This window comes from Dyella japonica A8 (genome assembly GCF_000725385.1).
Taxonomy (GTDB): domain Bacteria; phylum Pseudomonadota; class Gammaproteobacteria; order Xanthomonadales; family Rhodanobacteraceae; genus Dyella; species Dyella japonica_C.
Map to the genome: position 1 here is coordinate 124,335 of NZ_CP008884.1, position 25,356 is coordinate 149,690.

The 25,356-nt window shown below is 66.9% G+C and carries 22 protein-coding genes; 18 read left to right on the forward strand and 4 right to left on the reverse strand.

The genetic code is table 11. From position 1 onward, the window contains the following. Positions 1-35: 35 nt before the first annotated feature. Positions 36-899, forward strand: a complete 864-nt coding sequence (locus HY57_RS00525; RefSeq protein ID WP_019466125.1) for a class I SAM-dependent methyltransferase — start codon at positions 36-38, stop codon at positions 897-899. 10 nt (positions 900-909) lie between these two features. On the opposite strand, the gene HY57_RS00530 is transcribed toward HY57_RS00525, so the two are convergent. Continuing rightward, entirely contained in the window at positions 910-1,767 is an 858-nt protein-coding gene (locus HY57_RS00530; RefSeq protein ID WP_019466124.1) for a hypothetical protein, read from the reverse strand. 159 nt (positions 1,768-1,926) lie between these two features. On the opposite strand from HY57_RS00530, the gene folE reads away from it, so the two are divergent. The 17 genes from folE (at position 1,927) to HY57_RS00615 (ending at position 21,899) form a co-directional block, all read left to right on the forward strand. Continuing rightward, positions 1,927-2,529 (forward strand): GTP cyclohydrolase I FolE, encoded by a 603-nt coding sequence (gene folE / locus HY57_RS00535; RefSeq protein ID WP_019466123.1) that lies wholly within the window; start codon positions 1,927-1,929, stop codon positions 2,527-2,529. Then, positions 2,529-3,830 (forward strand): hypothetical protein, encoded by a 1,302-nt coding sequence (locus tag HY57_RS00540; protein ID WP_019466122.1) that lies wholly within the window; start codon positions 2,529-2,531, stop codon positions 3,828-3,830. Before folE ends, HY57_RS00540 begins: the two co-directional genes overlap by 1 nt. Further along, a complete protein-coding gene (locus HY57_RS00545) occupies positions 3,823-4,548 on the forward strand; it encodes a hypothetical protein (RefSeq protein WP_019466121.1) in 726 nt (241 codons plus the stop codon). The genes HY57_RS00540 and HY57_RS00545 overlap by 8 nt, the downstream gene beginning before the upstream one ends. After that, positions 4,541-7,333 (forward strand): AAA family ATPase, encoded by a 2,793-nt coding sequence (locus HY57_RS00550; RefSeq protein WP_019466120.1) that lies wholly within the window; start codon positions 4,541-4,543, stop codon positions 7,331-7,333. Before HY57_RS00545 ends, HY57_RS00550 begins: the two co-directional genes overlap by 8 nt. After that, positions 7,330-7,677 (forward strand): EF-hand domain-containing protein, encoded by a 348-nt coding sequence (locus tag HY57_RS00555; protein ID WP_019466119.1) that lies wholly within the window; start codon positions 7,330-7,332, stop codon positions 7,675-7,677. Before HY57_RS00550 ends, HY57_RS00555 begins: the two co-directional genes overlap by 4 nt. 193 nt (positions 7,678-7,870) lie before the next feature. Further along, the gene (locus HY57_RS00560) at positions 7,871-9,220 is read left to right on the forward strand and encodes a TCR/Tet family MFS transporter (RefSeq protein WP_019466118.1); all 1,350 of its coding nucleotides are present in this window, start codon (positions 7,871-7,873) and stop codon (positions 9,218-9,220) included. After that, a complete protein-coding gene (locus HY57_RS00565; protein WP_019466117.1) occupies positions 9,217-9,723 on the forward strand; it encodes a DUF1993 domain-containing protein in 507 nt (168 codons plus the stop codon). The genes HY57_RS00560 and HY57_RS00565 overlap by 4 nt, the downstream gene beginning before the upstream one ends. A gap of 285 nt (positions 9,724-10,008) precedes the next feature. After that, positions 10,009-10,662, forward strand: a complete 654-nt coding sequence (locus HY57_RS00570) for a DsbA family oxidoreductase (protein WP_019466116.1) — start codon at positions 10,009-10,011, stop codon at positions 10,660-10,662. A gap of 150 nt (positions 10,663-10,812) precedes the next feature. Then, positions 10,813-12,462 (forward strand): NAD(P)/FAD-dependent oxidoreductase, encoded by a 1,650-nt coding sequence (locus HY57_RS00575; protein WP_019466115.1) that lies wholly within the window; start codon positions 10,813-10,815, stop codon positions 12,460-12,462. A gap of 321 nt (positions 12,463-12,783) precedes the next feature. Next, positions 12,784-15,696 (forward strand): TonB-dependent receptor domain-containing protein, encoded by a 2,913-nt coding sequence (locus tag HY57_RS00580; protein WP_026034075.1) that lies wholly within the window; start codon positions 12,784-12,786, stop codon positions 15,694-15,696. A gap of 211 nt (positions 15,697-15,907) precedes the next feature. Then, complete coding sequence (locus HY57_RS00585; RefSeq protein WP_019466113.1) at positions 15,908-16,528, forward strand: ParB-like protein; 621 nt, start codon at positions 15,908-15,910, stop codon at positions 16,526-16,528. A 590-nt stretch (positions 16,529-17,118) separates the two neighbouring features. Next, positions 17,119-19,221, forward strand: coding sequence for an ATP-dependent DNA helicase DinG (gene dinG, locus HY57_RS00590; protein ID WP_026034074.1), 2,103 nt, complete (start codon positions 17,119-17,121; stop codon positions 19,219-19,221). Then, on the forward strand, positions 19,218-19,778 hold the full coding sequence (locus tag HY57_RS00595) for a HutD/Ves family protein (RefSeq protein WP_019466111.1): 561 nt from the start codon (positions 19,218-19,220) through the stop codon (positions 19,776-19,778). Before dinG ends, HY57_RS00595 begins: the two co-directional genes overlap by 4 nt. A gap of 177 nt (positions 19,779-19,955) precedes the next feature. Continuing rightward, on the forward strand, positions 19,956-20,534 hold the full coding sequence (locus HY57_RS00600) for an NnrU family protein (protein ID WP_019466110.1): 579 nt from the start codon (positions 19,956-19,958) through the stop codon (positions 20,532-20,534). Between the two features lie 69 nt (positions 20,535-20,603). After that, the gene (locus HY57_RS00605) at positions 20,604-20,801 is read left to right on the forward strand and encodes a hypothetical protein (RefSeq protein ID WP_019466109.1); all 198 of its coding nucleotides are present in this window, start codon (positions 20,604-20,606) and stop codon (positions 20,799-20,801) included. Beyond that, on the forward strand, positions 20,802-21,395 hold the full coding sequence (locus HY57_RS00610) for a DUF938 domain-containing protein (RefSeq protein ID WP_019466108.1): 594 nt from the start codon (positions 20,802-20,804) through the stop codon (positions 21,393-21,395). Between the two features lie 81 nt (positions 21,396-21,476). After that, positions 21,477-21,899, forward strand: a complete 423-nt coding sequence (locus HY57_RS00615) for a YchJ family protein (protein WP_019466107.1) — start codon at positions 21,477-21,479, stop codon at positions 21,897-21,899. A 55-nt stretch (positions 21,900-21,954) separates the two neighbouring features. Here the strand turns inward: HY57_RS00615 and HY57_RS00620 are convergent, their stop codons facing one another. The 3 genes from HY57_RS00620 to HY57_RS00630 form a co-directional block, all read right to left on the reverse strand. Further along, complete coding sequence (locus HY57_RS00620; protein WP_019466106.1) at positions 21,955-22,716, reverse strand: NRDE family protein; 762 nt, start codon at positions 22,714-22,716, stop codon at positions 21,955-21,957. A gap of 74 nt (positions 22,717-22,790) precedes the next feature. Beyond that, positions 22,791-23,660, reverse strand: a complete 870-nt coding sequence (locus HY57_RS00625; RefSeq protein WP_019466105.1) for a methylglyoxal synthase — start codon at positions 23,658-23,660, stop codon at positions 22,791-22,793. A gap of 137 nt (positions 23,661-23,797) precedes the next feature. Continuing rightward, positions 23,798-25,237 (reverse strand): FAD-dependent oxidoreductase, encoded by a 1,440-nt coding sequence (locus HY57_RS00630; RefSeq protein ID WP_019466104.1) that lies wholly within the window; start codon positions 25,235-25,237, stop codon positions 23,798-23,800. Positions 25,238-25,356 lie beyond the last annotated feature (119 nt).

Below are 25,356 nucleotides of genomic sequence, written 5' to 3' on the forward strand. Positions count from 1 at the left end.
CACCATCCAGTCCGTCATCGCGGAAATGTCACGCCATGCTGGAAGACCTGCACGCCATCGTCAAAGAAGTCGAGCTCGACCGGTCGCTGGAGCGGCCGGAACAGTTGCGCGAACGCATCCGGGCGATGGATCGGCTGGAAGACGTGATGCTGCACGAGCCGCTCGAAGCCACCCCGGCGTGCAAGGCCGTGGTGGAAGCGCTCCGACGCCGCGCGAAGGCACGCCACGCGGCACTCGCCAGCGTGCAGCAGCACCTGTGCGACGCCGTGCGGCACGCCATCGTGCATGGCGCCGGCCCGCACGCGCTGAATGGCTGGCTGCAGCACGACGACCTGCGCGAACCGTGGGGCTACGACCATCTCGACGCCCTGATCGGGGACGTGCTCTCGCTGGACGAGCCGGACGACGCCATCGCGGCGCTCGAGCGGGACATGGTGTTCTATCAGCCAACGCCGGTACGCCATGTGCTCGACTTGATCCATCGCGCACGGCTGTGCAGCGACGACGTCGTGGTCGACCTTGGCTCCGGCATGGGCCACGTGCCGCTGCTGGTATCGATCTGCACGGACGCCCAGGCCTGCGGCATCGAGCGCGAGCATGCCTACGTGGCAAGCGCCCGGCGCGCGGCGCAGGCGCTGCGGGTGGAGCGCGCGACCTTCCTTGCGCAGGACGCGCGCGACGCCGACGTATCGCGCGGCACCGTGTTCTATCTCTACACGCCTTTTACCGGCGACATGCTGCGGCACATGCTGGACCGGCTGCGCCGCGAGGCGAGCCGGCGCAGCTTCCGCGTCGCGACGCTGGGGCCGTGCACGCCCGCCGTGGCGGGCGAATCGTGGTTGCGCGCCGCCAGCGAACCGAACGCCGACCGCGTGACCCTGTTCCGCTCCGTCGCCTGACGGCGCGCGCTCAGGCGCCGTCGACCGACTTGACCAGTTGCAGCCTCGCGTCGCCCGAACCCACTTCGCCATCGGACACGGCGTCGGGTGACCCGCTGGCCAGCGCCTTGCCGATCCACGTCGGCGTCTGGCGCGGCCCCGGGATATAGGCCTCCCATTGGCCGTACCCGTGGCTCGACGGCGCACCCCAGGCGCGCAGGTCGAAGTTCACCGGCACGCGCACGACCCAATACGGGTTGTCCACCTCGGCGCCACTGGTCGGGATATTGAAGGTCCACTGGCGTGCGGCCAGCAGCGAAGCGTCGGCCAGCCACTTGCGGTAGCGCTCCATCGACGCCTCCCGGTCGTACTGGTCAAGGTTCACCTGCTCGGCAATCGCCTCCTGCACCGCGCCGTCGCGCCCGATGCGCAGCACCAGGTACACCGTGCCGCTGACGCGCGCTTGGATGACGGCCTGCGGATAGATCGGCCGGGCACGGTTCCTGGAGGAGATCTGATCGCTATGGGCCCCCGGGCCACCGAACGAGGAGCCCGCCACCGCCACCTTGAACTGGCCGTCGCCGAGCGGCTTGGCCACCACGCGCAGGCTCATCTTCGTCGTCAACACCTCGGTGATGGGCCCGGAAAGCTTGAACGCCCACGCGTGGACCGTCTTGTCCACCACGTCGACCACCACCGGGGGCAGCTTCTCGGGATGGTCCACGGCATAGCCATGGAGCGAACCATCGGGATTCACTTCGACCGTGCCGGTGACCAGCATGCCGGCCTCGGCTGTCTGGCGGACCTGCTCCGCCGTCGCGGCGGCGGCCGTGCCCACGCCACAGGCCATCAGCCAGCCTCCCAGCCACATCATGGAAACGCGCTTCATAACCTCTCCTTGTCTTCGCGTTGCGGGAGTCTAGCCGGCCCGGCCTGCGGGCATAAGTGCAAGCCACTGATCCCATTGGCCCGATCGGCCGGCGCGGGGCTAAACCTTGACGGGGGCGTTACACTGACGCGTCTGTAAGGCGTACCCGAAGGAACCCGCATGAGCGAGCGTCAAGATCCCACCGAAGTCACCCGCGAACAGGCCGAGGAAGCCGTGCGCACCCTGCTGCGCTGGTCGGGCGAGGATCCCAGCCGCGAAGGCCTGCTCGACACCCCCAAGCGCGTGGTGAAGGCATATAAGGACTGGTTCTCCGGCTACGACATCGACCCGGGCGATTACCTGCGCCGCACCTTCGAGGAAGTGGCCGGCTACGACGAGATGGTCGTGCTGCGCGACATCGAGTTCGAAAGCCACTGCGAGCACCACATGGCGCCCATCATCGGCCGCGCCCACGTGGGCTACCTGCCGACCAACCGCGTGGTGGGCATCAGCAAGCTGGCCCGCGTGGTGGACGCCTATGCGCGCCGTTTCCAGGTGCAGGAAAAGCTCACCGCGCAGATCGCCCAGTGCATCCAGGAAAACCTGCAGCCGGCCGGCGTGGCCGTGGTGATCGATGCCAGCCATGAATGCATGACCACGCGCGGCGTGCACAAGCGCGGCGTGTCGATGATCACCAGCCAGATGCTGGGCGCGTTCCGCGACGACGCCCGCACGCGCTCCGAGTTCCTGCAGTTCATCGGCATCCACGGCGCGGGCCGTTGATGCAGGGACTGGAAACGCAGGACGCCGACGAGCGCCTGCAAGACGTATTGCGTGATGGCATCACCGCCGAGGACCTCCCGGCGGCTTTCCCGTTGTTGCGCGGCCGGTCGCTGCTGCGCGCCTTCAGCGCCTTGTTCCACGGCGGCGAAACGCAGGTGATGTTGCGCCTGCTGGTGCTGCGCACGCTGGGCGCCCGCGCCCATGCGCCGGAATGGACACCCGCCGAGATCCGCGACCAGCTCGCCTTCGTCGAGCCGGTGAAGCTGGAAACCGTGGTGCAGCGCCTGAAGGAACACGAGCTGCTCACCTGGGACAACGAGACGCTGCGCTACCGCGTGAGCCCACTGGGCCGCAAGGCGCTGGCTGCCGTATCCACGCTGCTGGAATTCGAGCGCGACGACGAGGACGGCCTGGGCTACATCACCGCGCAGCTGGCGGCGGGCCAGGCGGTCGGCCGCGTCTCCGCCGATGAACTCGGCCACCTGCTGTCGCGCCTGTCCGAGCTGAAGGAAGACTTCGACCGCGCGGTACTGTCCGGCTCCGAGCACCGCATCCGCCGCGCCGCGCAACGGCTCGACGCGGTGTGGACGTGGGTGGAGAAAGGCACCGAAGTGGTCAGCGCCATTGCCGACAGCGAGGACCTCGACCCGGCCACGCACCGCCTCGCACAGGCGGTAGGCCGCGCGCAAAGCGCGCTGCTGCGGCAGGCTGGCGTGTTCCAGCGCGAGCTCAACAAGATCGACCAGCACCGCGTGCACCTGGGGCGTACGGGCTTGTCCTCGTCCGACCTGGTTGCCTGGCTGCGCTCGCTCACGCCCGACGCGCTGGCGCAGCACGCGGACGAAGCTGCGCAGATGCCGGTGCAGCCGCCGTTCCTGCAGGACCAGATCGCGCTGGACGTGGCCGAGTACGAACTTCTTGAACGCGAGCGCGCGGCGGCGGAAAGCACCAGCCTGCCCGATGCGGAAAAAAATCCAACCACACACGACCTGCCCATCGACGAGGAAGACCTGTCGCCGCTGCTCGCATGGCATGGCGAACTGGCCGCGCTGACCCAGCCGATGGAACTCAGCGATGCGCTGCGCGGTGATGACTACGCCTTGAGCGCCTACCGCCTCTCGCTGCTCGGACTGGTGGGCGACCCCGAATCCTCCGCGCTGCAGGGACCGACGGCGGACCTCGCCCGCTTGCCGCTGAAGCTGGAAATCGAACCCATCCTGATCGATCCGGGACTGGCCTCCATCGCGCTGGTCAGCGCGGGACGCCTGCACCCTCGCAAGGAAAAGAAAACCGATGCATGACGAAACCGCCGCGCTCGTCGCGCGACTGCTTTCACAACGCTGGCTGCCGCGCGACGACGCGCAGGCGCGCAAGGCGCTGCTGGACGAAGCGTTCCGCGAGGAACTCGACCGCCGCCTCGCCGCGGTCGGGCTGGAACTGCGCGAACACCCCTACTCCGCCTACATCGGCGTGGCCGTGGCACGCGCCAACGAAAAGCAGGTGTTTGGCGGCAGCGACAGCTGGATCTCCAACACGCTGCAGTTGGACCGCGACGCCGTCGCGCTGCTGGTAGTGCTGTGGGCACTGATCGTGCTGCCGAAGCGCCAGCGCCAGCTCGAGCGCCAGCAGGCCGAAGCCGATGCCTCGCAGACGCTGATGTTCGCGGAGGCCAAGCCGATCTCGCGCGATGCCTCGCTGTCGCCCATCGTGGCCGAGCGCACCCTGCTCGCCGACTTCGGCGAAAAACTTGGCGGCAAGACGCGCGTGAACTTCAACCTGGGCCTGCTCTCGCGCCACGGCTTTATCGTGCGCCGCAAGGGCGAACTGGCGGAAGGCCCGCTGCTGGACCTGGTATTCGACTACGAGCGCACCGCGCGGCGCGTCCTCGACGGCGCACTGAGCGACCTGCTGGCCGGCCTCACGCCGCGCGACGACCTCGGCAGTGACGACGAGCCCCTGTACGACGACGGCGACGTGAATGACCTCAGCGAAGACAGCGAAGTGACCCACGATGTTTGATTTCCGCAGCCTCGAAGTCATCCACTGGGACTACTGGCAGCGCTTCAGCCTGCCGCTGGATACCAACATCGTCACCGTGGTCGGCCCCAACGGCTCGGGCAAGACCACCCTGCTGGACGCGCTGCGCACCCTGCTCACCATCGACTGCGCCGGCAACCGCGACTACAAGAGCTACCTGCGCCACAACGGCAAGCCGTTTGCGTGGCTGCGCGCCCGCGTGGGCAACACGCCGGGGCCGCGCGGCGAGCGTCCGTTCTTCCCCATCATGGACAGCGAAGTGACGCTGGCCGTGCGCATCCAGAAGAAGGGCGGCGAATGGCAGCGCCAGTACGCCGTGATGGGCGGCGACGTGAGCGTGGACGAGATCGAGGCACGCAACGACTTCCTGGGCCTGCGCGAATATCGCGTGCGCCTGGAAGGCGCTGGCCTGTCGCAGGCGATCCGCCGCGTGCTCACGCTGGAACAGGGCGCCACCGACAAGCTGTGCCAGCTGCCGCCCAAGGCGCTGCTGGACCTGGTGTTCGACGTGTTCGGCGACAAGGCCGTGCTGGAGGACTACCAGCGCGCGCGCAACGAGCAGGCCGAGGCGGACCGCGAACTGCACGGGCTGGAGCACCAGCTTTCGCTGATCGGCGTGAGCCTGCAGGAAGCCGAGGGTCGCGTGCGCTCCTGGCAGGAATGGGATGCGCTCAAGCACGAACACACCGACCTTGTCGCCGAGACATTGCCGCGCACGGAGCTGGCCGAGCTGCACAACGCCATTCGTGGCGCACGGCCGCAACTGCTGGGGTTGAAGCGCAAGTGCCGCGACCTTTCCGCGCGCGACGTCGAGCTGCAGCTAGGCCTGCAAGCGCTCGATGCAAGCGAAGAATCCCTGCGCGGCGAACAGCATGTGGCCGACCAAGCGCGCCAGCAGGCCAAGCAACAGCTCGACGAGGCACGCCGCGCCGAAACCGAGAACGCCACCCTGCTCAAGCAAGAGGCACATCTGCGCAAGCTGGTCGCCGAGCAGGATGGCGCCGACCACGAGAAGCAAGGCAAGCAGCTCGTCGAGGCACGCAGCCAGCTCGGCCGCCTGCAGAACGAGGAAGCCCGCCTGCGCGAGCAATTGTCCACGCTCACCGCGCAGCTGGCGGCATGGCGCCGTGGCCAGCGCTACACGCCGGAGTTCGAGCAGTCATTCCGCCGTGCACTGGATGACGCCAGCATCGGCCACAGCATGCTGAGCGAGATCGTGGAGATCACCGAGCCGCGCTGGCAGGCAGCGGTGGAAGCGGTACTGGCGGGCTATCGCCACGTGGTGCTGCTGGATCATCCGCGCGACCGCGAAGCCGCATGGCGTCTCGGCGAGCAGCATCGCTACAAGCACTTCGTCGTCGCCGAACGCGCGCCGACCACCGCGCCGACGCGGGGCTCGCTGCTGGAAGTGGTCGACTTCACCGCACCCGCGCCGGAATGGCTGCTGCGCCAGCTCGACCGTATCCGCCGCGTGGAAGACGTGGCCGACGGCGCCAAGCTCGGCAAGGAACAGGACTGGATCACGCCGCAGGGCTATTTCCGCGAACGCCGAGGTGGCCGCCACCTGGGCGTGGACGATGTCTATTTCGGCAGCGCCGCCCGCGAGCGCCAGCTGCGCGAGGGCGAGGACCGCCTGCAACAGATCGAGAAGCAGCTGCGCGCCATCGGCGACAAGCGCAAGGCCTGCCAGGAACAGGCGAGCGATGCGGAAAGCCTGCTGCGCGGCGCCAACGCCAGCGGCCAGCTGGCCGACCGCGCCGACGAATTTGCCGCCGCGCACGAAGCGCAGGCCGCCTTGCAGGACGACGTGCAGCGCTGCGCCGACAGCTACGCCGCGGCGGAAGCGCACTATGAATCCGTTCGCGAAAAGCGCCAACAGAACTCCCGCCAGCGCGACAACGAAGCGCGCGAGCATCGCCAGGCGCAGCAGCAGCTGGCCGATACGGCCCGCCAGTTCGCGCAGTCTCGCAACGAACAGGTCGATCGCCTGAAAGCCTTCCGTCACAAGCGCAGCCATGTGCGGCCGGTTCATCGCACACGTCGCGCCATGGCGGAGTTGCGCGAGCGCTACGAATCGCCGGCCGCGGTGCGGCGCGAGATCGACCGCATCGAACGCCGCCTCAACGAAGGCCACTGGGAAACCGACGACGCCGTGTTGCCGCTGCGCGACAAGTACGCCAACGATCACGATGGCCTGAAGGACGACCTGCAGCGCCGCCGCGTGCACCTGGAGCGCGCTGCGCGCATCACCACGGAGGCGCGCGGCGCGTACCTCAACGTGCTGCGCAACACGGTGAAGCGTTATGCGCGCAACCTGAAGGTGCTGGCCGACCTCGCCGGCATCGGCGTGGAAACGGAGCTGCCGGAGCTGTCCAACGAAGACCTCGCGCTGGCGCAGGCCGGCCTGAACGTGCGCTTCGAGTTCGACAAGAAGGGCTGGATCGGCATGGACGACGGCGAGGCATCGGGCGGCCAGCAGGTGATGAAGTCGCTGTTGCTGCTGGTGGCGCTGATGCGCGACGAGGACCGCCCCGGCGGCTTCGTGTTCATCGACGAACCCTTCGCGCACCTGGACATCTTCAACATCGACAAGGTGGGTGTCTTCCTCAAGTCCACCCGCGCCCAGTACATTCTCACCACCCCGGCCACACACAACATCAACGTGTTCCAGCCCAGCGACCTCACCCTGGTCACCAGCAAGCGCCGCCCCGGCGCGACGTGGGCGCAGCCGCTCGCCGTGCTGCGCCGCCGGACCGAGGCCGCATGATGCTGCGCCGGCCACGCCATCTTGCGGTGCTGGCCGGCGCATGGCTGGTGCCGCTGATGGCGTGGGCGCAAGCCACGCCGGCAGAGTACCTGCGCGAGTTCGATACCGATGGTGACGGCCGCGTGAGCGAAGCGGAGTACGTGGCGCACCTCAGCGAAGGCTTCTACCGTCTCGACCGCAATGGCGACGGCGTGCTGGAAGCCGACGAATTGCCCGGCGGCCACGGCAAGCCGGTCACCCTCAAGCAGTTCCAGGACAACCTGCGCCGGCAGTTCCACAAGCTGGACCGCAACCATGACGGCTACCTGGATGCCCGCGAGCTGACGCAGCCGCCACAGGGCTAGCGATTCCGGCTTCTTGTGGGAGCTCACCCTGTGAGCGACTGGGCCTGCCGGTCTACCGAGGTAACCGGCTGTCGCTCACAGGGTGAGCTCCCACCAAAGGCATGGGCCGCGCGGCCCTTGAAGGTCTTGCGCACCGCACACACAACGTCACGCGCAATCGGCTATCGTGCGGCTCTTGCCGTCGGTCACGTCCATGGATCAGACAACCCATCCAGAGTTCCACCCGCGCCGCCATGCCGCCCTGGTGTTCGTGTACGTCACCGTGGTGCTGGACATGCTGGCGTTCGGGATCGTCATCCCGGTGCTGCCGCACCTGATCGAGCAGCTCGCTGGCGGCGGCATTTCCAATGCGGCCTGGTGGGTCGGCGTGTTCAGCACGGTGTTCGCCATCGTGCAGTTTGCCTCCTCGCCGGTGCAGGGCGCCTTGTCCGACCGCTTTGGCCGGCGCCCGGTCATCCTGATTTCCAACGCGGGGCTGGCGGTCGATTTCTTCGTGCTGGCCATGGCGCCGACGTTGTGGCTGATGTTCGTCGCACGCGTGGTGCTGGGCATGACGGCAGCGAGCTTCACCACGGCGAATGCGTACATCGCGGACATCACTCCCAAGGAAAAGCGCGCGGCGGCCTACGGCATTCTCGGCAGCGCGTTCGGCCTGGGTTTCATCATCGGCCCGGGCCTGGGCGGTTTCCTCGGCGACATCAACCTGCGCCTGCCGTTCTGGGTGGCGGGCGTGCTGGCGGCCTGCAATTTCATGTACGGCCTGTTCGTGCTGCCCGAATCGCTGCCCAAGGAGCGCCGCACGCCGAAGTTCGAACTGCACAGCGCGCACCCGCTGGGCTCGCTCAAGCTGCTCATGCGCTATCCGCTGGTGATGCGACTGGCGGTGGTGGCGTTCCTGGTGTTCCTGTCGCACTACGTGCTGCAGGCCACGTTCGTGCTGTACGCGGATTACCGCTACCAGTGGGGCCCGCGCGCCGTAGGCTACGTGCTGATGCTGGTGGGCGCCTGCGACGGCCTCGTGCAGGCGGTGCTGACGCGCAAGCTGGCGCCCATCTTCGGCGAGCGTCGCCTGATGCTGGGTGGCATGCTGTGCGGCATCGGCTCGTTCCTGGTGATGGGCCTGGCCGACACCGGCTGGGTGTTCCTGCTGGGCATCCCGCTGATGGCCCTGTGGGGCCTGTCGCAGCCGCCCATCCAGTCGTTGATGACGCACGAGGTGGATCCGCACGAACAGGGCCGGCTGCAGGGCGCCATCACCAGCCTGCAGAGCTTCGCCGGCATCTTCGGGCCGTTCCTGTTCGCGCAGGTGTTTTCGTACTCGATCTCCCCTGCCGCGCCATTCCACTTGCCGGGCCTGGCCTTCGTGCTGTCCGCGGCCCTGCTGGCCATTGGCACGTTCATCGCGCAGCGCGCGACGCGGCACGTGCGTGACCTGGCGAGGGGTGACGAACCCCTCGCCAACACCATTCCGGGCGAACCGTCGTCGGTTGTCCCGCTGCAAGCCGTCATCTCCCACCCCGAACCACCGGAGCAATCCCCATGACCTTGTCGATGTACCAGGCCTCCGTTCCCGTTTTCCTGCGTGCGCTGAGCAACCTGCAGCACGTGCTGCGCAAGGGCGAGGCGCACGCGGAAGCGCGCAAGTACGACCCCACCCTGCTGCTGCAGGGCCGCCTGACGGTGGACATGCTGCCGCTGACGCGCCAGGTGCAGATCGCCACCGACATGGCGAAGAACGGCTGCGCCCGACTCGCCGGCGTGGACCCGCTGAAGTTCGAGGACAACGAGACCAGCTTTGCCGAGCTGCATGCGCGCATCGACCGCGCCGTCGAGTACATCAAGAGTTTCAAGGCCGCGCAGATCGACGGCAGCGAGACGCGCGCCGTGACCATCAAGACCCGTAGCGGCGAACAGCATTTCGAGGGCGAAGGGTATCTGTTGCACTTCGTGATCCCCAACCTGTTCTTCCACTGCACCACGGCCTACGCCATCCTGCGCGAGGCGGGTGCGGACCTGGGCAAGATCGACTTCATCGGCAAGAGCTGATCGTCAGCCGATCGTCTTGCGCATACGCCCCACTCGTCATCCCTGCGAAAGCAGGGATCCAGTGCCTTTGAAGCCCATAGCAGAAGCAAAAGACGCTGGATCCCTGCTTTCGCAGGGATGACGAGCGGTGGGGGTTTCGCCCGCTCGGCATGGCCTTGCAGGGAAGATGAGCGGGGAGTGTTTCTCTCGCGCTGGATGGCGGTTAAACCGGCATGGCCGTCGCACTTGATTGAACGCGGCTTCGCTCCCACAAAGAGGGGTCTACCCAGCCGGAGCCCCTGTGCCATGACCGCCCCCACGCCCATCAAGATCGACTTCGTCTCCGACGTGGTGTGCCCGTGGTGCGCCATCGGCCTCAAGTCGCTGGAAAAGGCGCTGGAGAAGCTGGGCGATGGCGTGGCGGTGGAGCTGCATTTCCAGCCGTTCGAGCTGAACCCGCAGATGGCGCCGGAAGGCGAAGACATCGGTGAGCACCTGGCGCGCAAGTACGGCAGCACGCCGGAACAGATGCGCCAGAACCAGGAGGCGATCCGCGAACGGGGCGCCGGCGTGGGCTTCACCTTCAACATGGACAAGCGCAACCGCATCGTGAACACCTTCGATGCGCACCGGCTATTGCACTGGGCCGCGCTGAAGGGCAGCCAGGTCGAGCTCAAGCAGGCCTTGCTGGCGGCCTACTTCACCGAGGGCCGCGACGTCAGTTCGCGCGACGTGCTGGTGGATGTGGCCGCGTCGGTAGGCCTGGATGCCACCGAGGCACGCCACGTGCTGGACGAGGACCGCTACGCGCAGGACGTGCGCGCGCAGGAGCAGTTCTACCAGTCGCAGGGCATCCGCGCGGTGCCGTCGGTGATCGTCAACGACCGCTACCTGATCCAGGGCGGGCAGCCGGCGGAAGTGTTCGAGGAGACGTTGAGGAAGATCGCGGCGGAAGGCTGAGGCCTCGTCAGGAGCGTCGCGCACAGGGTGCGCTCCCACAGAGGCACCGCGTACTTGTGGGAGCGCACCCTGTGCGCGACAGGCCTTTCCGGCCGGCAACCGCCCGGCCATGCAAAAATACCCGACCGCTCCCCCTGACCGCCGCCCCGCATGATCCGACTGACCGACATCAAGCTCCCGCTGGACCACGCCGAAGGCGCCATCGAGGCGGCCATTCGCGCGAAGCTGGGGCTGGGCAAGGACGGCCTGCGCGGCTTTTCGGTGTTCCGCCGCGGCTATGACGCCCGCAAGCGCGGCGCCATCCAGCTGATCTACACGCTGGACGTGGAGGTGGCCGGCGAGGCCGCCATCCTCGCGCGCCATGCCGATGACAAGCACGTCCAGACCTCGCCCGACACCAGCTACCGCTTCGTGGCGCAGGCGCCCGAGGACCTGAAGCAGCGCCCCATCGTGATCGGCTTTGGCCCCTGCGGGCTGTTCGCCGGCCTGCTGCTCGCGCAGATGGGCTACCGGCCCATCATCCTTGACCGCGGCAAAGCCGTGCGCGAGCGCACCGTGGATACCTGGGGCCTTTGGCGCCAGCGCAAGCTCGAGCCCGAGTCGAACGTGCAGTTCGGCGAGGGCGGCGCGGGCACATTCTCCGACGGCAAGTTGCACAGCCAGATTTCCGACCCGCACCACCATGGCCGCAAGGTACTCACCGAGTTCGTGAAGGCCGGCGCGCCGGAGGAAATCCTCTACGTCAGCAAGCCGCACATCGGCACCTTCCGGCTGGTGACGATGGTGGAAAGCATGCGCGAAACCATCCAGGCACTGGGCGGCGAGATCCGCTTTACCCAGCGCGTGGACGACTTGCTGGTCGACACCGCCGCCGACGGCACGCGCCAACTGCGCGGCGTAGTGCTGGCGAGCGGTGAGCAACTGCTGAGCGATCACGTGGTGCTGGCCGTGGGCCACAGTGCGCGCGATACCTTCTTCATGCTGCACGACCGCGGCGTGTACCTGGAAGCCAAGCCGTTCTCCGTCGGCTTTCGCGTGGAGCATCCGCAGTCGATCATCGACCAGGCCCGCTTTGGCCCGCAGGCCGGCCATCCCATCCTTGGCGCCGCCGATTACAAGCTCGTGCATCACTGCACCGGCACCCATAAAGGCAACGGCCGCTCGGTCTACAGCTTCTGCATGTGCCCCGGCGGCACCGTGGTGGCTGCCGCGTCGGAACCGGAGCGCGTGGTCACCAACGGCATGAGCCAGTATTCGCGCAACGAACGCAACGCGAATGCCGCCATCGTGGTGGGGATCGAGCCCAAGGACTTCGCCGCCTTCGACGACAGCGGCAGCCCACTGGCCGGCATTGCCCTGCAGCGTGCGCTGGAGTCGCGCGCTTATGAACTGGGCGGGCGCAACTACAGCGCGCCCGGGCAGCTGGTGGGCGACTTCATCAAGGGCCAGCCCTCCACCGAATTCGGCCATGTGCAGCCCTCGTACAAACCCGGCGTGCACCTGACCGACCTGGCGCCGGCCCTGCCCGATTACGCCATCGAAGCCATCCGCGAGGCGCTTCCCGCATTCGATCGCCAGATCAAGGGCTTCGCCATGCACGATGCCGTGCTGACCGGCGTGGAAACCCGCACCTCCTCGCCGGTGCGCATCCGTCGTGGCGAGGACTACCAGAGCCTCAATACGCGCGGCCTCTACCCCGCCGGCGAAGGCGCCGGCTACGCGGGCGGCATCCTGTCCGCGGCCGTCGACGGCATACGTGTCGCGGAAGCCGTCGCCAGGGACATCAACGCCTCGCGCTGATACCGGCGATCCACGGGGCCGCCTGGCCCTTCGAGGGCCCCAGCCGCTTGCCCTGACTGGTTTCAAGGCTCATCCAGAGCCCCTCCAGCGTGCCAGCACGCGCCGGCATCATGCTGGCGCTGACCCGTGACCTCTGGCCTACGATCGTAAGAAAACACTGTTTTCGTCAGCTTGGCGTAAGTTTCTTGTGATCTTATCGCAACAACTTGCTCACATCCCCGTAGCAAGTTGCGACATCGCAAGCTGACGCCTGTCCATCCACCCCCGGATGACGTTGCCCGGCGTCGGTTCCAAATGACCCACACCGTAGGGAGGCGGTCAATGAAAGTCACTCTGTCTTGCACCCGTAATTTGCTCGCTCTGGCCTGTCTGGCGGCACTCGCCAGCCCGGCCATGGCCCAGACCAGCGCCGGCACCGATGCCGGCGCGGCCGATGCCAAGAAGGCGGCCAGTCTCGAGACCGTGACCGTCACCGGTTCGCGCATCTCCAACCCCAACGTGATCTCGCCCACCCCGATCAGCGTGCTGTCGGCGGCCGAGATCAAGGCCACCGGCGCCATCAACATCGGCGACCTGATGACGACGCTGCCCCAGCTGGCGACCTCGTTCACCATGGGCAACTCCAACCGCTACATCGGCACGGCCGGTGAGTCGTTCCAGGATCTGCGCAACCTCGGCACCAGCCGCACCCTGGTGCTGGTGAACGGCCGCCGCTTCGTCGGCGCCAGCGCGGGCGACACCGCGGTGGACGTGAACCTAATCCCGGCGGATTGGGTCGAGCGCGTGGAAATCATCACCGGCGGCGCCTCGGCCGTGTACGGCGCGGATGCGGTGACCGGCGTGGTCAACTTCATCCTGAAGAAGAACTACCAGGGCGCCAACCTGCACGCCCAGCTCGGCACCTCCGAGCACGGCAGCTTCAACAAGGGCCTGGTGTCGCTGACCGGCGGCATGAACTTCGCCGACAACCGCGGCAACATCGCCGGCTCGGTGGAGCACTCCGAGCAGGACGACCTCATGTTCGGCGAGCGCTTCGGCCACAAGGCCTACGCGTCCATCCTGACCCCGAACGGCCCGTACGACGCGGCGCTCTACAACAACGGCGGCGGCTACACCAACTACGCCGGCGGTACCTTCTCCACCGGCAGCTCGACGGACATCAGCAAGCGCTACGTGTTCAATCCGGATGGCTCGGTGCGCCACCAGAACTTCTACGGCGCCTACGACAACACCGGCCGCTGCAACGCCTGCGATCGCACGGACGTGAACCAGGTGCTGCAGCTCCAGCCGAAGTACAAGCGCACCACCGTCAGCGGCGTCGCCTCGTTCGACATCACGCCCGAGCAGCACCTGTACGCCGAAGGCACCTACAGCCACGTCGACGTGACCAAGTCGAGCCAGCCGGCCTTCGGCAGCGGCGGCAGCGCGTATGTCATCACCCGTGACAACGCCTACATCGACCCGACGCTCGCGGCGGTGATGGATGCCAACAAGCTCAAGTCGATCAAGGTCGCACGCTTCGACGTCGATGCCGGCCTGCGCGGCGAAGACACCAAGCGCAACACCACGCGCGGCGTGATCGGCGCCAACGGCGTGATCACCGGCGACTGGGAATACGACGCCTCGCTGGTTTACGGCTGGACGGATGAAACCCGTCACAACCTCAACAACCGCATCAACGACCGCTTCTACGCTTCGATCGACGCGGTGCGTGACGCCAGCGGCAACATCGTGTGCCGTTCCACGCTGAACCCCAACGCGGTGAACCCGAACGCCCACGGCGTGCTGGACCCCATCGCCCTGGGCGGCGGCTGCGTGCCGACCAGCATCTTCGGCGCCGGCGCGATCAACCCGGCCGCGGCGCAGTGGTTCAACACCACCACCACGACCACCTCGCGTCTGACCCAGTTCGTTGGCGGCGGCACCGTCACCAACAACAACCTGTTCCAGATGCCGTTCGAGGCAGGCGCCGCCAGCCTCGTTGCCGGTGCCGAGTTCCGTCGTGAAAGCAGCCGGCAGATCACCGATCCGCTGGACGTGGCCGGCCTGACCTTCCTCAACGCCATTCCGCCGTCCAGCGGTGCGTACAACGTCAAGGAAGGCTTCGTCGAAACGGCCATGCCGCTGCTCTCGAACCGTCCGTTCGTGCAGAACCTGACCTTCGACGCCGCCGCGCGCTTCTCCGACTACAGCACCGTCGGCCACACCAAGGCGTGGCGCTGGGGCCTGGACTGGGCCATCGATGGCAACGTCCGCCTGCGCGGCACCTTGTCCAGCGCCGTGCGTGCACCGAACATCGGCGAACTGTTCGGCGGCCAGTCGCAGAACTACTTCACCGTCACCGACCCGTGCTCGGTGAAGCAGCTGAAGAACGCGCCGAACCCGGCCGTGCGCTCCGCCAACTGCCAGGCCCTGGGCATTCCGGCCGGCTGGACGTCCAGCAACACCGCCACCATCGCCGGCATCTCGGGCAGCAACCCTGACCTGAAGCCGGAACATGGCCGCACCTGGACCGGCGGCATCGTGCTGACGCCGGAATTCATCCCCGGTTTCGGCCTGACGGCGGACTACTGGAACATCAAGCTGACCGACGCCATCAGCGCCCCCAGCGGCACTGACATCGCCAACCACTGCGTGGATTCCACCACCGGCGTCAACAACATCTACTGCGCCAACGCCCTGCGCGGTCCGGACCACGAGTTGAACTTCATCAACTCGACCAACCAGAACATCTCCGCGCTGAGCACCTCGGGCATCGACTTCGGTGCCTACTACTCGCACGAGGTCGGTCCGGGCAAGCTGGGCTTCAACCTCGACGTGACCAGGGTCATTGCCTTCACGGAACACCCGTTCCAGGACGACCCGACCAACACCGTGCAGGACAACGGTGTGATCGGCTACCCGGAGTGGAAGGGCATCCTGCGCACGACGTACACGATGAACAACTGGTTGTTCAACTGGAACACGCGCTACTTCTCCTCGATGCTGCGCGTGAGCAACGAGAGCTATAAGTCCAACCCGATGCAGGCCACGCCGATCAAGGTGGGCGCCGGCTTCTTCAACGACGTGAAGGCCAGCTATACGTTCGGCAAGAGCGGCTGGCAGGCTTACGCCGGCATCACCAACGTGTTCGACCGCGATCCGCCGGTCAACATCTTCGGCAACAGCTTCGGTGGCGGTCTGTACGATGCCATCGGCCGCGCCTACTACGCGGGCTTCAACTACAACTTCTAAACCTGGGTGGCAGCCCAGGGATTTGGGGTGAAAGGGCCGGCGCAAGCCGGCCCTTTTTTTGCGCGGCATCCACGCAGCCAGCGCGACACGACAGCCCCTTGGCGCTGCGCGCGTCCGATACGGCGCCAGCCCGTCATGGTGTAGCCTCGACTGACACCCGCGGGCGGACGCCTGCAGGTACCCGCCATGAACAACCATTGAGGTGCAGTCCATGTGGTCCCTTCGCGAGCCGGTCCTCAAGCCAGTCCTCATCAAGAAACTGCGGCCCACCCAGATCACGGTCGGCATGCGCGAAGTGAAGGCGAAGCGCGAGCACTGGCGTCGACTTCCCGACAAGGAGAAGCTGGGTTTCCTCGGCCACCACATGATCCCGGTCATCCACGGGCCCAAGCAGCGCGACTACATCATCGACCACCATCACCTGGCGCGCGCGCTGCTCGACGAGGGCGCCGAGCACGTCTTCGTGGTCACCGTGGCCGACCTGAGCACCCTGGACCAGGATGCGTTCTGGACCTTCCTCGACCATCACGCCTGGGTCTTTCCCTATGACGCCAAGGGCAAGCGGCGCGGCTATGGCGAGATCCCGCGAACGGTGTCCGACCTCAAGGACGACCCCTATCGCAGTGTCGCCGGTGAACTGCGTCGCATCGGCGGCTACGCCAAGGACACCACGCCCTTCAGCGAATTCCTCTGGGCCGACTTCCTGCGCCGTCAGCTGAAGCTCACCCAGGTCGACAAAGACTTCAACGCAGCCCTGAAGAAGGCCTACAAGCTCGCGAGGGCCCAGGAGGCCAAGTATCTGCCCGGCTGGTGCGGGCCCATCGGCAATTGAGCAACGATTCGCGGCATGGCGTTACTCGCCGCCGCCAAAGGAAAGACCCCCTTGCGGGGGTCTTTTTGGGGCAAGGACCAAGCTAAGGGGAGGTCTTGGTCCAGTACCTTCGCGACACAAGGGGATGAAGTCCGAAGGCGTCGCCAGATTATCTTTTGCCAAGACACCGCACTGTCGTCTTCTTCCGATCACGTTGTCACTCATTGGCCCGGATAGCGATCTGGCATGAGAGTTCGCGCCAAACCGCGCCGTGACAACGCAATTGAGAGCGATCCGATAGCCAGTAAAGGCGGCCATTTGAAACAATCTTTTCCGCCCCACATGCGCAGGGAATGTTGTATGGGCCCGCGGTGACGCGCGCGACAAATCCGGGGATTAGGTTGCTGAGTGCTCAGTAGCCTGGATGGGTCGGGGTTTCCAGCAAGCTTGGAGTAGGGATTTCGGCGGATGGCCATGTCATCCGCCTTTTTTGTCATCCGCTCAAGGGCTTGGCCGCTCCCCGGGCACCTCGGCGCCCCTCGCGCCGGCAAGGGCCGGGCGGGCATGCGAGAATGGCCCACCGACGCGACGATTCGCGCCCCATCCGCTCCATGCTGACCGATACCACCAAAGACGCGATCCGCGCTGCCTATACGCGCCTCAAGGACGGCTTGCCCGGCTTTCGTGCCCGCGCATCGCAAGGAAAGATGATCGCCGAGGTGGCCAAGGCGCTCGCGCAGGAAGGTGGCGCCGCGGTGATCGAGGCGCCCACGGGCACCGGCAAGTCCATGGCGTATCTCATCGCCGGCGTGGAAGTGGCCCGCGCGCAGAAGAAGAAGCTGCTGATCGCCACGGCGACGGTGGCGCTGCAGGAGCAGCTGGTCCAGCGCGACATTCCGCTCTATCTCAAGCTCAACGGCACCGAGGCCAAGGTGGCGCTGGCCAAGGGCCGCGGCCGCTACCTGTGCCCGCGCAACCTCGCCATGGCCAGCAACAGCCTCAACGAGACCTCGCAGATGGGCCTGGGCTTCGACGCGGATCTCGCGCTGTGGACCAAACCGCCGCAGGAACGCGACAAGAAGGCCCTGGCCAAACTGTTGGACCTGTTCGACCGGCGCGAATGGGACGGCGACATCGACGCCGCGCCCGAACCGGTCAGCGACGTGCTGCGCCCCATGATCACCACCAGCGCCGGCGGCTGCACCAGCCGCAAGTGCGCGCATTTCATGCAGTGCCCGTTCTTCGCCGCGCGCCGCGCGGTGGGCGACGCGGAGATCATCGTGGCAAACCAGGACCTGGTGCTGGCCGACCTGACCATGCCGCGCGAGGAAGACGGCTTCGGCGGCGTGATCCTGCCCAAGCCGGACGAAACGCTGTACATCTTCGACGAAGGTCACCACGTACCGTCGAAGGCGATCGACCGCGGTGCGGCGGAGGTCTACATGAATACCGCGGTGCGCCAGCTGAGCCGCCTCGGCCGCCAGATCCACGCCGCGTATTCGCTCACCGACAAGGAAGTGATCGGCAAGCTGCCGCTCGACGCGGGCGACCAGAAGCTGCAGGAACTCAGCGACGCGCTGGAGGAACTGGAAAAGGAAATCCGCCTCGGCTGGCTGCCCGCACCCGACGATAAGGAGCCGATGTACCGCGGCTCGCTGGGCCAGCTGCCCGATGCCTGGGTGGAGCATGCCCGCGCACTCTATGTATTCACGGGCGAGATCGAACGCTGGGTTGGCGCGGTGCGCCGTGCCGTACTGGAGATGACCGAGACCGGCCCCACGCACGAGGCGCTGTCGCGTGAACTGGGCATGGCGCTCGAACGCATCGACCGGCAGGTGCGCACTTGGCGCGCGTGGTCGGCCACCGATGGCGACAACACGCCGCCGCTGGCCCGCTGGGTCACGCTGAGCGGCGACCAGCAGCTCATCTGCCATGCTTCCTCCGTATCCGCGGGCGGCCTGCTGCGCAGCGTCCTGTGGGGCAACGCGAGCGCGGTGGTGATGACCTCGGCGACGCTGAGCGCCGGCGGCAACTTCCGTGGTTTCGCCGATGCCGTGGGCCTGCCCGACGACTCCGTGACACTGAGCCTGCCCTCGCCCTTCGATCTCGCCGCGCAGGCGCGGCTGGAAGTACCCGCCATGCGTGCGCTGCCCGATGCACGCGAAGAGCACGTGCAGGAAATCTGCGACTGGCTGGCCGACAACCTCGACTGGAATGCCGGCAATCTCGTGCTGTTCACCTCGCGCGTGAAGCTTGACCGCGTGCTGCAGAAGCTGCCGATCGAATACGTGCGCAAGGTGCGCGCGCAGGGCTCGCTGGGTAAGGCGCAACTTGTCGCCGAGCACATCGCTGACGTGGAATCGGGCAAGGGCAGCACGCTGTTCGGCCTGGCCTCGTTCGGCGAGGGCCTGGACCTGCCGGGCAAGCTTTGCGAGACGGTGGTGATCACACAGTTGCCATTCGCCGTGCCGACCGACCCGGTGGGCGCGACGTATGCGGAATGGCTGGAATCGCGCGGCCGCAATCCCTTCATCGAAGTGACGGTGCCGGAGGCGACACGCCTGCTCACGCAGTACTGCGGCCGTCTCATCCGCACCGAAACCGACCGCGGACGCATCGTGCTGCTGGACCGGCGCGTGGTGCTCAAGCGCTATGGCGAACGCATGCTGAAATCCCTGCCTCCGTTCACCCGCGTCATCGAGAAAGTCGCATGAACAGACTCTTTCACATCATCCGCTCGACGGACGTGCAGCCCCAGCCGTGGAAGAACGGCATGGGCGTGACGCGGGAAGTCGCACGCTTTCCCACCGATGCGGGCAGCGACGACTTCCTCTGGCGCATCAGCGTGGCCGAGGTGAACAGCGCGGCGCCGTTCTCCACCTTTCCCGGCATCGACCGGCAGATTGTGCTGCTCGACGGCGACGGCTTCACCATGACGCTGGATGGCAACCAACAGCACGCGCTCACCACGCCGCTGGAACCGTTTGCCTTTTCCGGCGAGGCCGCCGTGGACGTCGCCATGGCCGGCGGCGCGACGCGGGATTTCAACCTGATGGTGCGGCGCAGCTACGGCACGGGCGCGGTGCGCGTTTGCCGCGAGCGCGGCAGCCACGAACCCGATCCCCGTTGCGTGCTCGTCTATGTCGCCCGGGGCAGCGTGACCACCATCGACGGCCCGCTGCAGGCTGGCGATGCCTGGCTGCCGGATCGGAGCCCGTTCGAGCTGGCCGAGGACACCGTGGTGCTGATGGCGCTGGTGCAGCCAGGCTGACAACTCCCCCGGGTGGGAGCGCACCCTGTGCGCGACAGCCTTTCGCGAGCACGCCTCACGGATGCACACCCGTCGCGCACAGGGTGCGCTCCCACAAGTGGGGGCTTCGGGTGCTTCACATCCCTGCCCTATACAACGCTTATCATCGCCCCGTTCTACCCACCCCAAGGTGAGCCCATGGCGTTGCTGATCCTCGGTCTGGTGTTGTTTCTCGGCGTCCACTCCATCCGCATCTTTGCCAACGACTGGCGCACCAGCCAGCGCGCGCGGCTCGGCGAGAACCGCTGGAAAGGCCTTTATTCGCTGGTATCCATCGTCGGCTTCGTGCTGATCGTGTGGGGCTTCGGCCTCGCCCGCCAGCAGCCGGTCGTGCTGTATGTCCCGCCACTGGCCCTGCGCCATCTCAATGCGCTTTTCACGCTGCTGGCCTTTGTCCTCGTCGCGGCGGCCTATGTGCCGGCCAACCACCTCAAGGCCAGGCTCGGGCATCCCATGCTGGCGGGCGTGAAAGTCTGGGCGTTCGGCCATCTGCTGGCCACCGGCATGCTGCATGACGTGCTGCTGTTTGGCGCCTTCCTGCTGTGGGCCGTCGTGGATTTCGTGAGCGCCCGGCGCCGCGACCGGGCGGACGGCGTGGTCTACCCGGCGGGCACCGTGAAGGGCGATGCCATCGTCCTCGTGGCTGGCATCGTGCTTTGGGCGGTGTTCGCGTTCTGGCTGCACGGGTGGCTGATCGGCGTGAACCCGATGGGGTGAAATCAGTCATCTGGGCCGTGCGACGGCGCTGCGCTAAAGTGGCGCCGTTTCCGGCATGAGGATTGGGCCATGGTTGCCTTCCTGCTCTGGCTGTTGCTGCTGGTGTTCTGCTGGCCACTCGCGCTGCTGGCGCTGGTGCTCTACCCCATCGTGTGGCTGCTGGTGTTGCCGTTCCGCCTGGTGGGCATCACGGTCACCGCGGTGTTCTCCTTCCTGGGGGCCATGCTGATGCTGCCGGCACGCGTGCTGCGCGGCCGCCCGGCCTGAGTGGAAAAGCCCAGCGCACCTTCGTGCGAACGCAATCGCGACCCCATCCTCGAGGTATTGCGCAGCGCGTTCGCTGATCGCCGGCAGGTGCTGGAGATCGGCAGCGGCACCGGTCAGCACGCCGTGCATTTCGCCGCCGCCATGCCGTGGCTGCAGTGGCAATGCACGGATCGCGAGGAAAATCTGCCCGGCATCCGCCTGTGGCTGGACGAGGCCGCGCTGTCGAACACGCCGCCCCCGGTCGTGCTGGACGTGAGCGGAGCATGGCCTGCGGGCCACTACGACGCGGTGTTCAGCGCCAACACCCTGCACATCATGGGCTGGGACGAGGTGGAGCAGCTGTTCGGGCATCTCGCCGCGGTGACCGCCGAAGGCGCGAGGCTGGCCATCTACGGCCCGTTCAATTACGGCGGGCAGTACACCAGCCAGAGCAACGCCGCGTTCGACCAGTGGCTGCAGGCACGCGGCATGCATATGCGCATCCGCGACGCCGAAGCGGTGGATGCGCTGGCCGAAGTGGCCGGTTTCGACCTGATCGACGACGTCACCATGCCTGCCAACAACCGCCTGCGGATCTGGCAGCGCAACCGCTAAGCGGCCAGTCGTTGGCATTTTCATCCCGATGGCGTCAGGATGCGTGGCATGGGGCGCCCCGTGCCGCGCCCAAGTCCCGCCATGCGACCTTACGTGCAAGCCATCGATACGCTCACGCCCTGCCCCTGCGGCAACAATGACGGCTACTCCCGCTGTTGCGGCCTTCTGCACGAGGGCGGCGTGGCGACCACGGCCGAGCAGTTGATGCGTTCCCGCTATAGCGCCTATGTGCTCAAGCGTGAGGCTTACCTGCTGGACACCTGGCACCACAGCACGCGCCCGGCGCACCTCAAGCTGGCGACGCAACAACCGGCGCCGACCTGGCTGGGCCTGACCGTGAAGCGGCACGAAAGCGAGGGCGACAGCGCCATCGTCGAATTCGTGGCGCGGCTGCGCTACGGCGGTGGCAAGGCACAACGCATGCATGAAATCAGCCGCTTCGTGCGCGAGGATGGCCGCTGGTTCTACGTGGATGGCGAATTTCCGGAGAAGTCCGGCGACTGATCGCCCGTCATGGCTGTCGCGTACAGGGTGCGCTTCCCCATCCTGACGCGTCGGATCAGGGCGAAAACGGAAGCGCCGTCTCGCCTTCCTCATGCCCATTCGGCCCAAACCGCCGTTCCACCACCACGCCGCGCCCGTCATGGCCTATCGCGACCACCGTGCTTGCGCGCGTTCCGTAGCGGTCGCCGCGAATGAACGCGGACGACAGCCAGCGCTCGCGCTCCAGCCCCACGCCGGTATCGGGCAGCTGGTCGTCCGGATAACCGCGGGGATCGGCCAACGCTTCGAACAAAGGCCCGAACTCATCGTCGTGCCCGGCGGCGACCCACGCCTCCAGATGCCGCATCAGCGCCCGCGTCTTCGGCCAAGGCGTGTTCAAGTCGGCATTGGAAAGCCCGTGTACGCCTGGCTCCAGCGATTGCGCCCGCGAATCCGGTCGGTTGCCGATATAGAACGCGTGGGTGGCGTCGAAGGTCAGCAGGTTGAAGGGCCGATAGTCCGCCGCCGTGCCCAATAGCGCCTTGGCATGCGCCACGGCATCGTCATGCCCGGCCAGATAGTCGAGCGACAGCAGGCCGCGCGAGCGCCCCAGTTGCGGATCGCGTGGATCGCGCACGTTGGTCACCACGCTGCAACGGCCATCGTCGGTCACGCCCAGCCAGGTGCCGCCGGCTTCCAGGTCCTTGCCGGCAAGGATGGCGGGCATGTCCCAGCGCGCCAGCGGCAGGCTGGGGCGCGCGTGGAATTCATCGCGGTTGCCGATCAACACCAGGCGCCAGCGCGGGTGCGCAAGCCAGGCAAATGCAATCACACACATGGAGAGGATCTCCGTCGACCAACGGCGTTCGCCACAGGATCAAGCAGGCGCACAGTATGCACCCTCCCCGTGGCTCAGCCGCCGGACCGCAATGTCACGGCAGCCGCCCAGCGTGCGGCGACCTTGGGTGAGGTCATGCACACGGCGTCCTCGGTGCGCGTGGTGACGGCGCGCTCGAGCAGCTGGATGTCGGCCTCGTGCTGGCGCGCCACGTGCGGATCCTCGAAGAAGATCACCCGCTGGCAGCGGCGTTCGAGCACCAGGTCGGCGATCTGCGCATCGCCGCCCATCGGGCCGCTCTGGTAACGCTCCACCCATGCCTGGTCCGCCGGCCAGCCGCGGCTCCATGCCAGCTCGTTGAGGCGCTGGCCGGTGGTGCCGGTGCCCACGCGATGCGCGAAGCGCGACAGCACGTCGAAATGCTCGGCCGCGTAGGCGAGCATCTGCGGCTTCATCGCGTCATGCGCGATCAGTGCGAGCGTCTGCTGGCCCAGGTCGTAGAAGAGGTCTGCGCCCACATCGGGTGCGAAACCCGCATGGATACGCTCCATCTCGATCCAGTCACGCGCGGTCGCCACGGTGGAGATGAAGGGCTTGCCGTGGATCACGCACTGGCGCTTGAGCGCGATGGCCTCGGGAAAGATCGAGGAAGGATCGACCGGATCGATCAGGTAGATGGCGCCGTCGAGCACGCGGTCAGGCCCCAGCCCCACCACTTCGGCCACCAGTTTCATCAGTCCGCCCTCGCGGCCGTAGGGATAACGGCGAAGCGGCAGGTAGCGCTCCAGATAGCCCGCGCGATGGATGGCATCGTAGGTACGTCCCACCGCATGCAGGCCCAGCTCCAGTTCCCGGATGCCGGCTTCGCACGCATGCAGCCAGCGAAACAGGGCCGCATTGGCATGGGCATGGTGCAGCTGATTGGCGGCGAGGCCAAGACGCATGACGGATCACTCCCTGGACATAGCTATGTTCCCGGAAGTGTCGCATTCCATCGTCGCGAGACGCCACCACAACGCGGACCAGCCGAAGCCAGAGTGACAGATCTCGCGCAGAGCGACCTCCCCCATCGGGGAGGCCGTCAGGCGTGCGCGAGTGTCGTGGCGTCGACCGTCTGCAGCAACCGCACGATCGATGCCGCTGCTTCGCGGCCGTCATACACGGCGCGCACTACCAGGTCGGCACCGCGCACGTTGTCGCCACCGGCAAAGATCTGCGGGTGGCTGGTCTGATGCGGCAGCGCTCCATGGGCACCCGTCACCACGCGGCCAGACTTGTCCAGCGACACGCCGTGCGAGCGCAGCCAATCCGGCGGGCTCGGCAGGAAACCGAACGACTGGATGACCACGTCCGCATCGATCACGTATTCGGTGCCGGGCACGTTCTGCGGGCGCAGGCGGCCAGTGCCGTCGTCCGTCAGCGCCGTCTCCACCACGCGCACGCCACGCACGTTGCCGCGCGCGCCGCCGAGGATTTCCAGCGGCTGGCGCTGGAACAGGAAACTGACGCCTTCCTCGCGGCTGTAGTTCACCTCGCGCGCGGAGCCGGGCATATTCGCCTCGTCGCGGCGGTAGACGCAGGTGACGCTGGCGGCGCCCAGGCGGATCGCCGTGCGGTTGCAGTCCATGCCGGTGTCGCCACCGCCCAGCACCACCACGTGCTTGCCGCGGAAGTCGAAGGCCGGCGGTGGTGCTTCGTCGCGCAACAGGCGCTCGGTGTTGGCAATGAGGAACGGCAAGGCATCGTGCACGCCGTGCAGCTCCCGGCCGGGCAGCTGCGCGTCGACGTAGGTATAGGCACCCGTGCCGACGAATACCGCGTCGTACTCGTCAAGCAATTGGCCGAATTCGACGTCACGGCCCACGTCGCGGTTGAGCAGGAAGCGCACACCCATGCCTTCCAGCAACTGGCGACGCGTGCGCACCACACCCTTGTCCAGCTTGAACGGGGGAATGCCGAAAGTGAGCAGGCCGCCGATTTCGCTCTGGCGGTCGTAGACGTCCGCGGCGATGCCCGCGCGGCGCAGCCGGTCCGCGCACGCGAGCCCGGCCGGGCCGGCGCCGACGATGGCGACGCGCTTGCCGGTCTCCTGCACGGCGGAGAGATCGGGTCGCCAGCCCTGCCGCAGGGCTTCATCCGTCACCCAGCGCTCGATGCTGCCGATGGTGACCGCGCCGAACGCGGTCTGTTCCAGCGTGCAGGCGCCTTCGCACAGTCGATCCTGCGGACACACGCGGCCGCAGATTTCCGGCAGCGGATTGGTTTCGTGCATCAACGTCGCCGCTTCCATCAGGCGGCCTTCCTGCACCAGCTTCAGCCAGTTCGGGATGTAGTTGTGCACCGGGCAGGCGTGCTCGCAGTACGGGTTGCCGCAATCGATGCAACGCTCCGCCTGCGTGCCGGCCTGCTCCGAGCCGAAGTCGCCGGCGATTTCGCCGTAACCGAGCACACGGATGGACACCGGCACCGTGCGCGGCGTCTGTCGCTGGACGTTGAGGAATTGAAACGTCTTGTCGCTCATGAAAGCCTCACATGACTCGTCATTCCCGCGAAAGCGGGAATGCAGCGCCTTTCACGGCACGGAGAACAAAGGCGCTGGATCCCTTCTCTCGCAGGGATGACGGGCAAAGGTGACGCCTG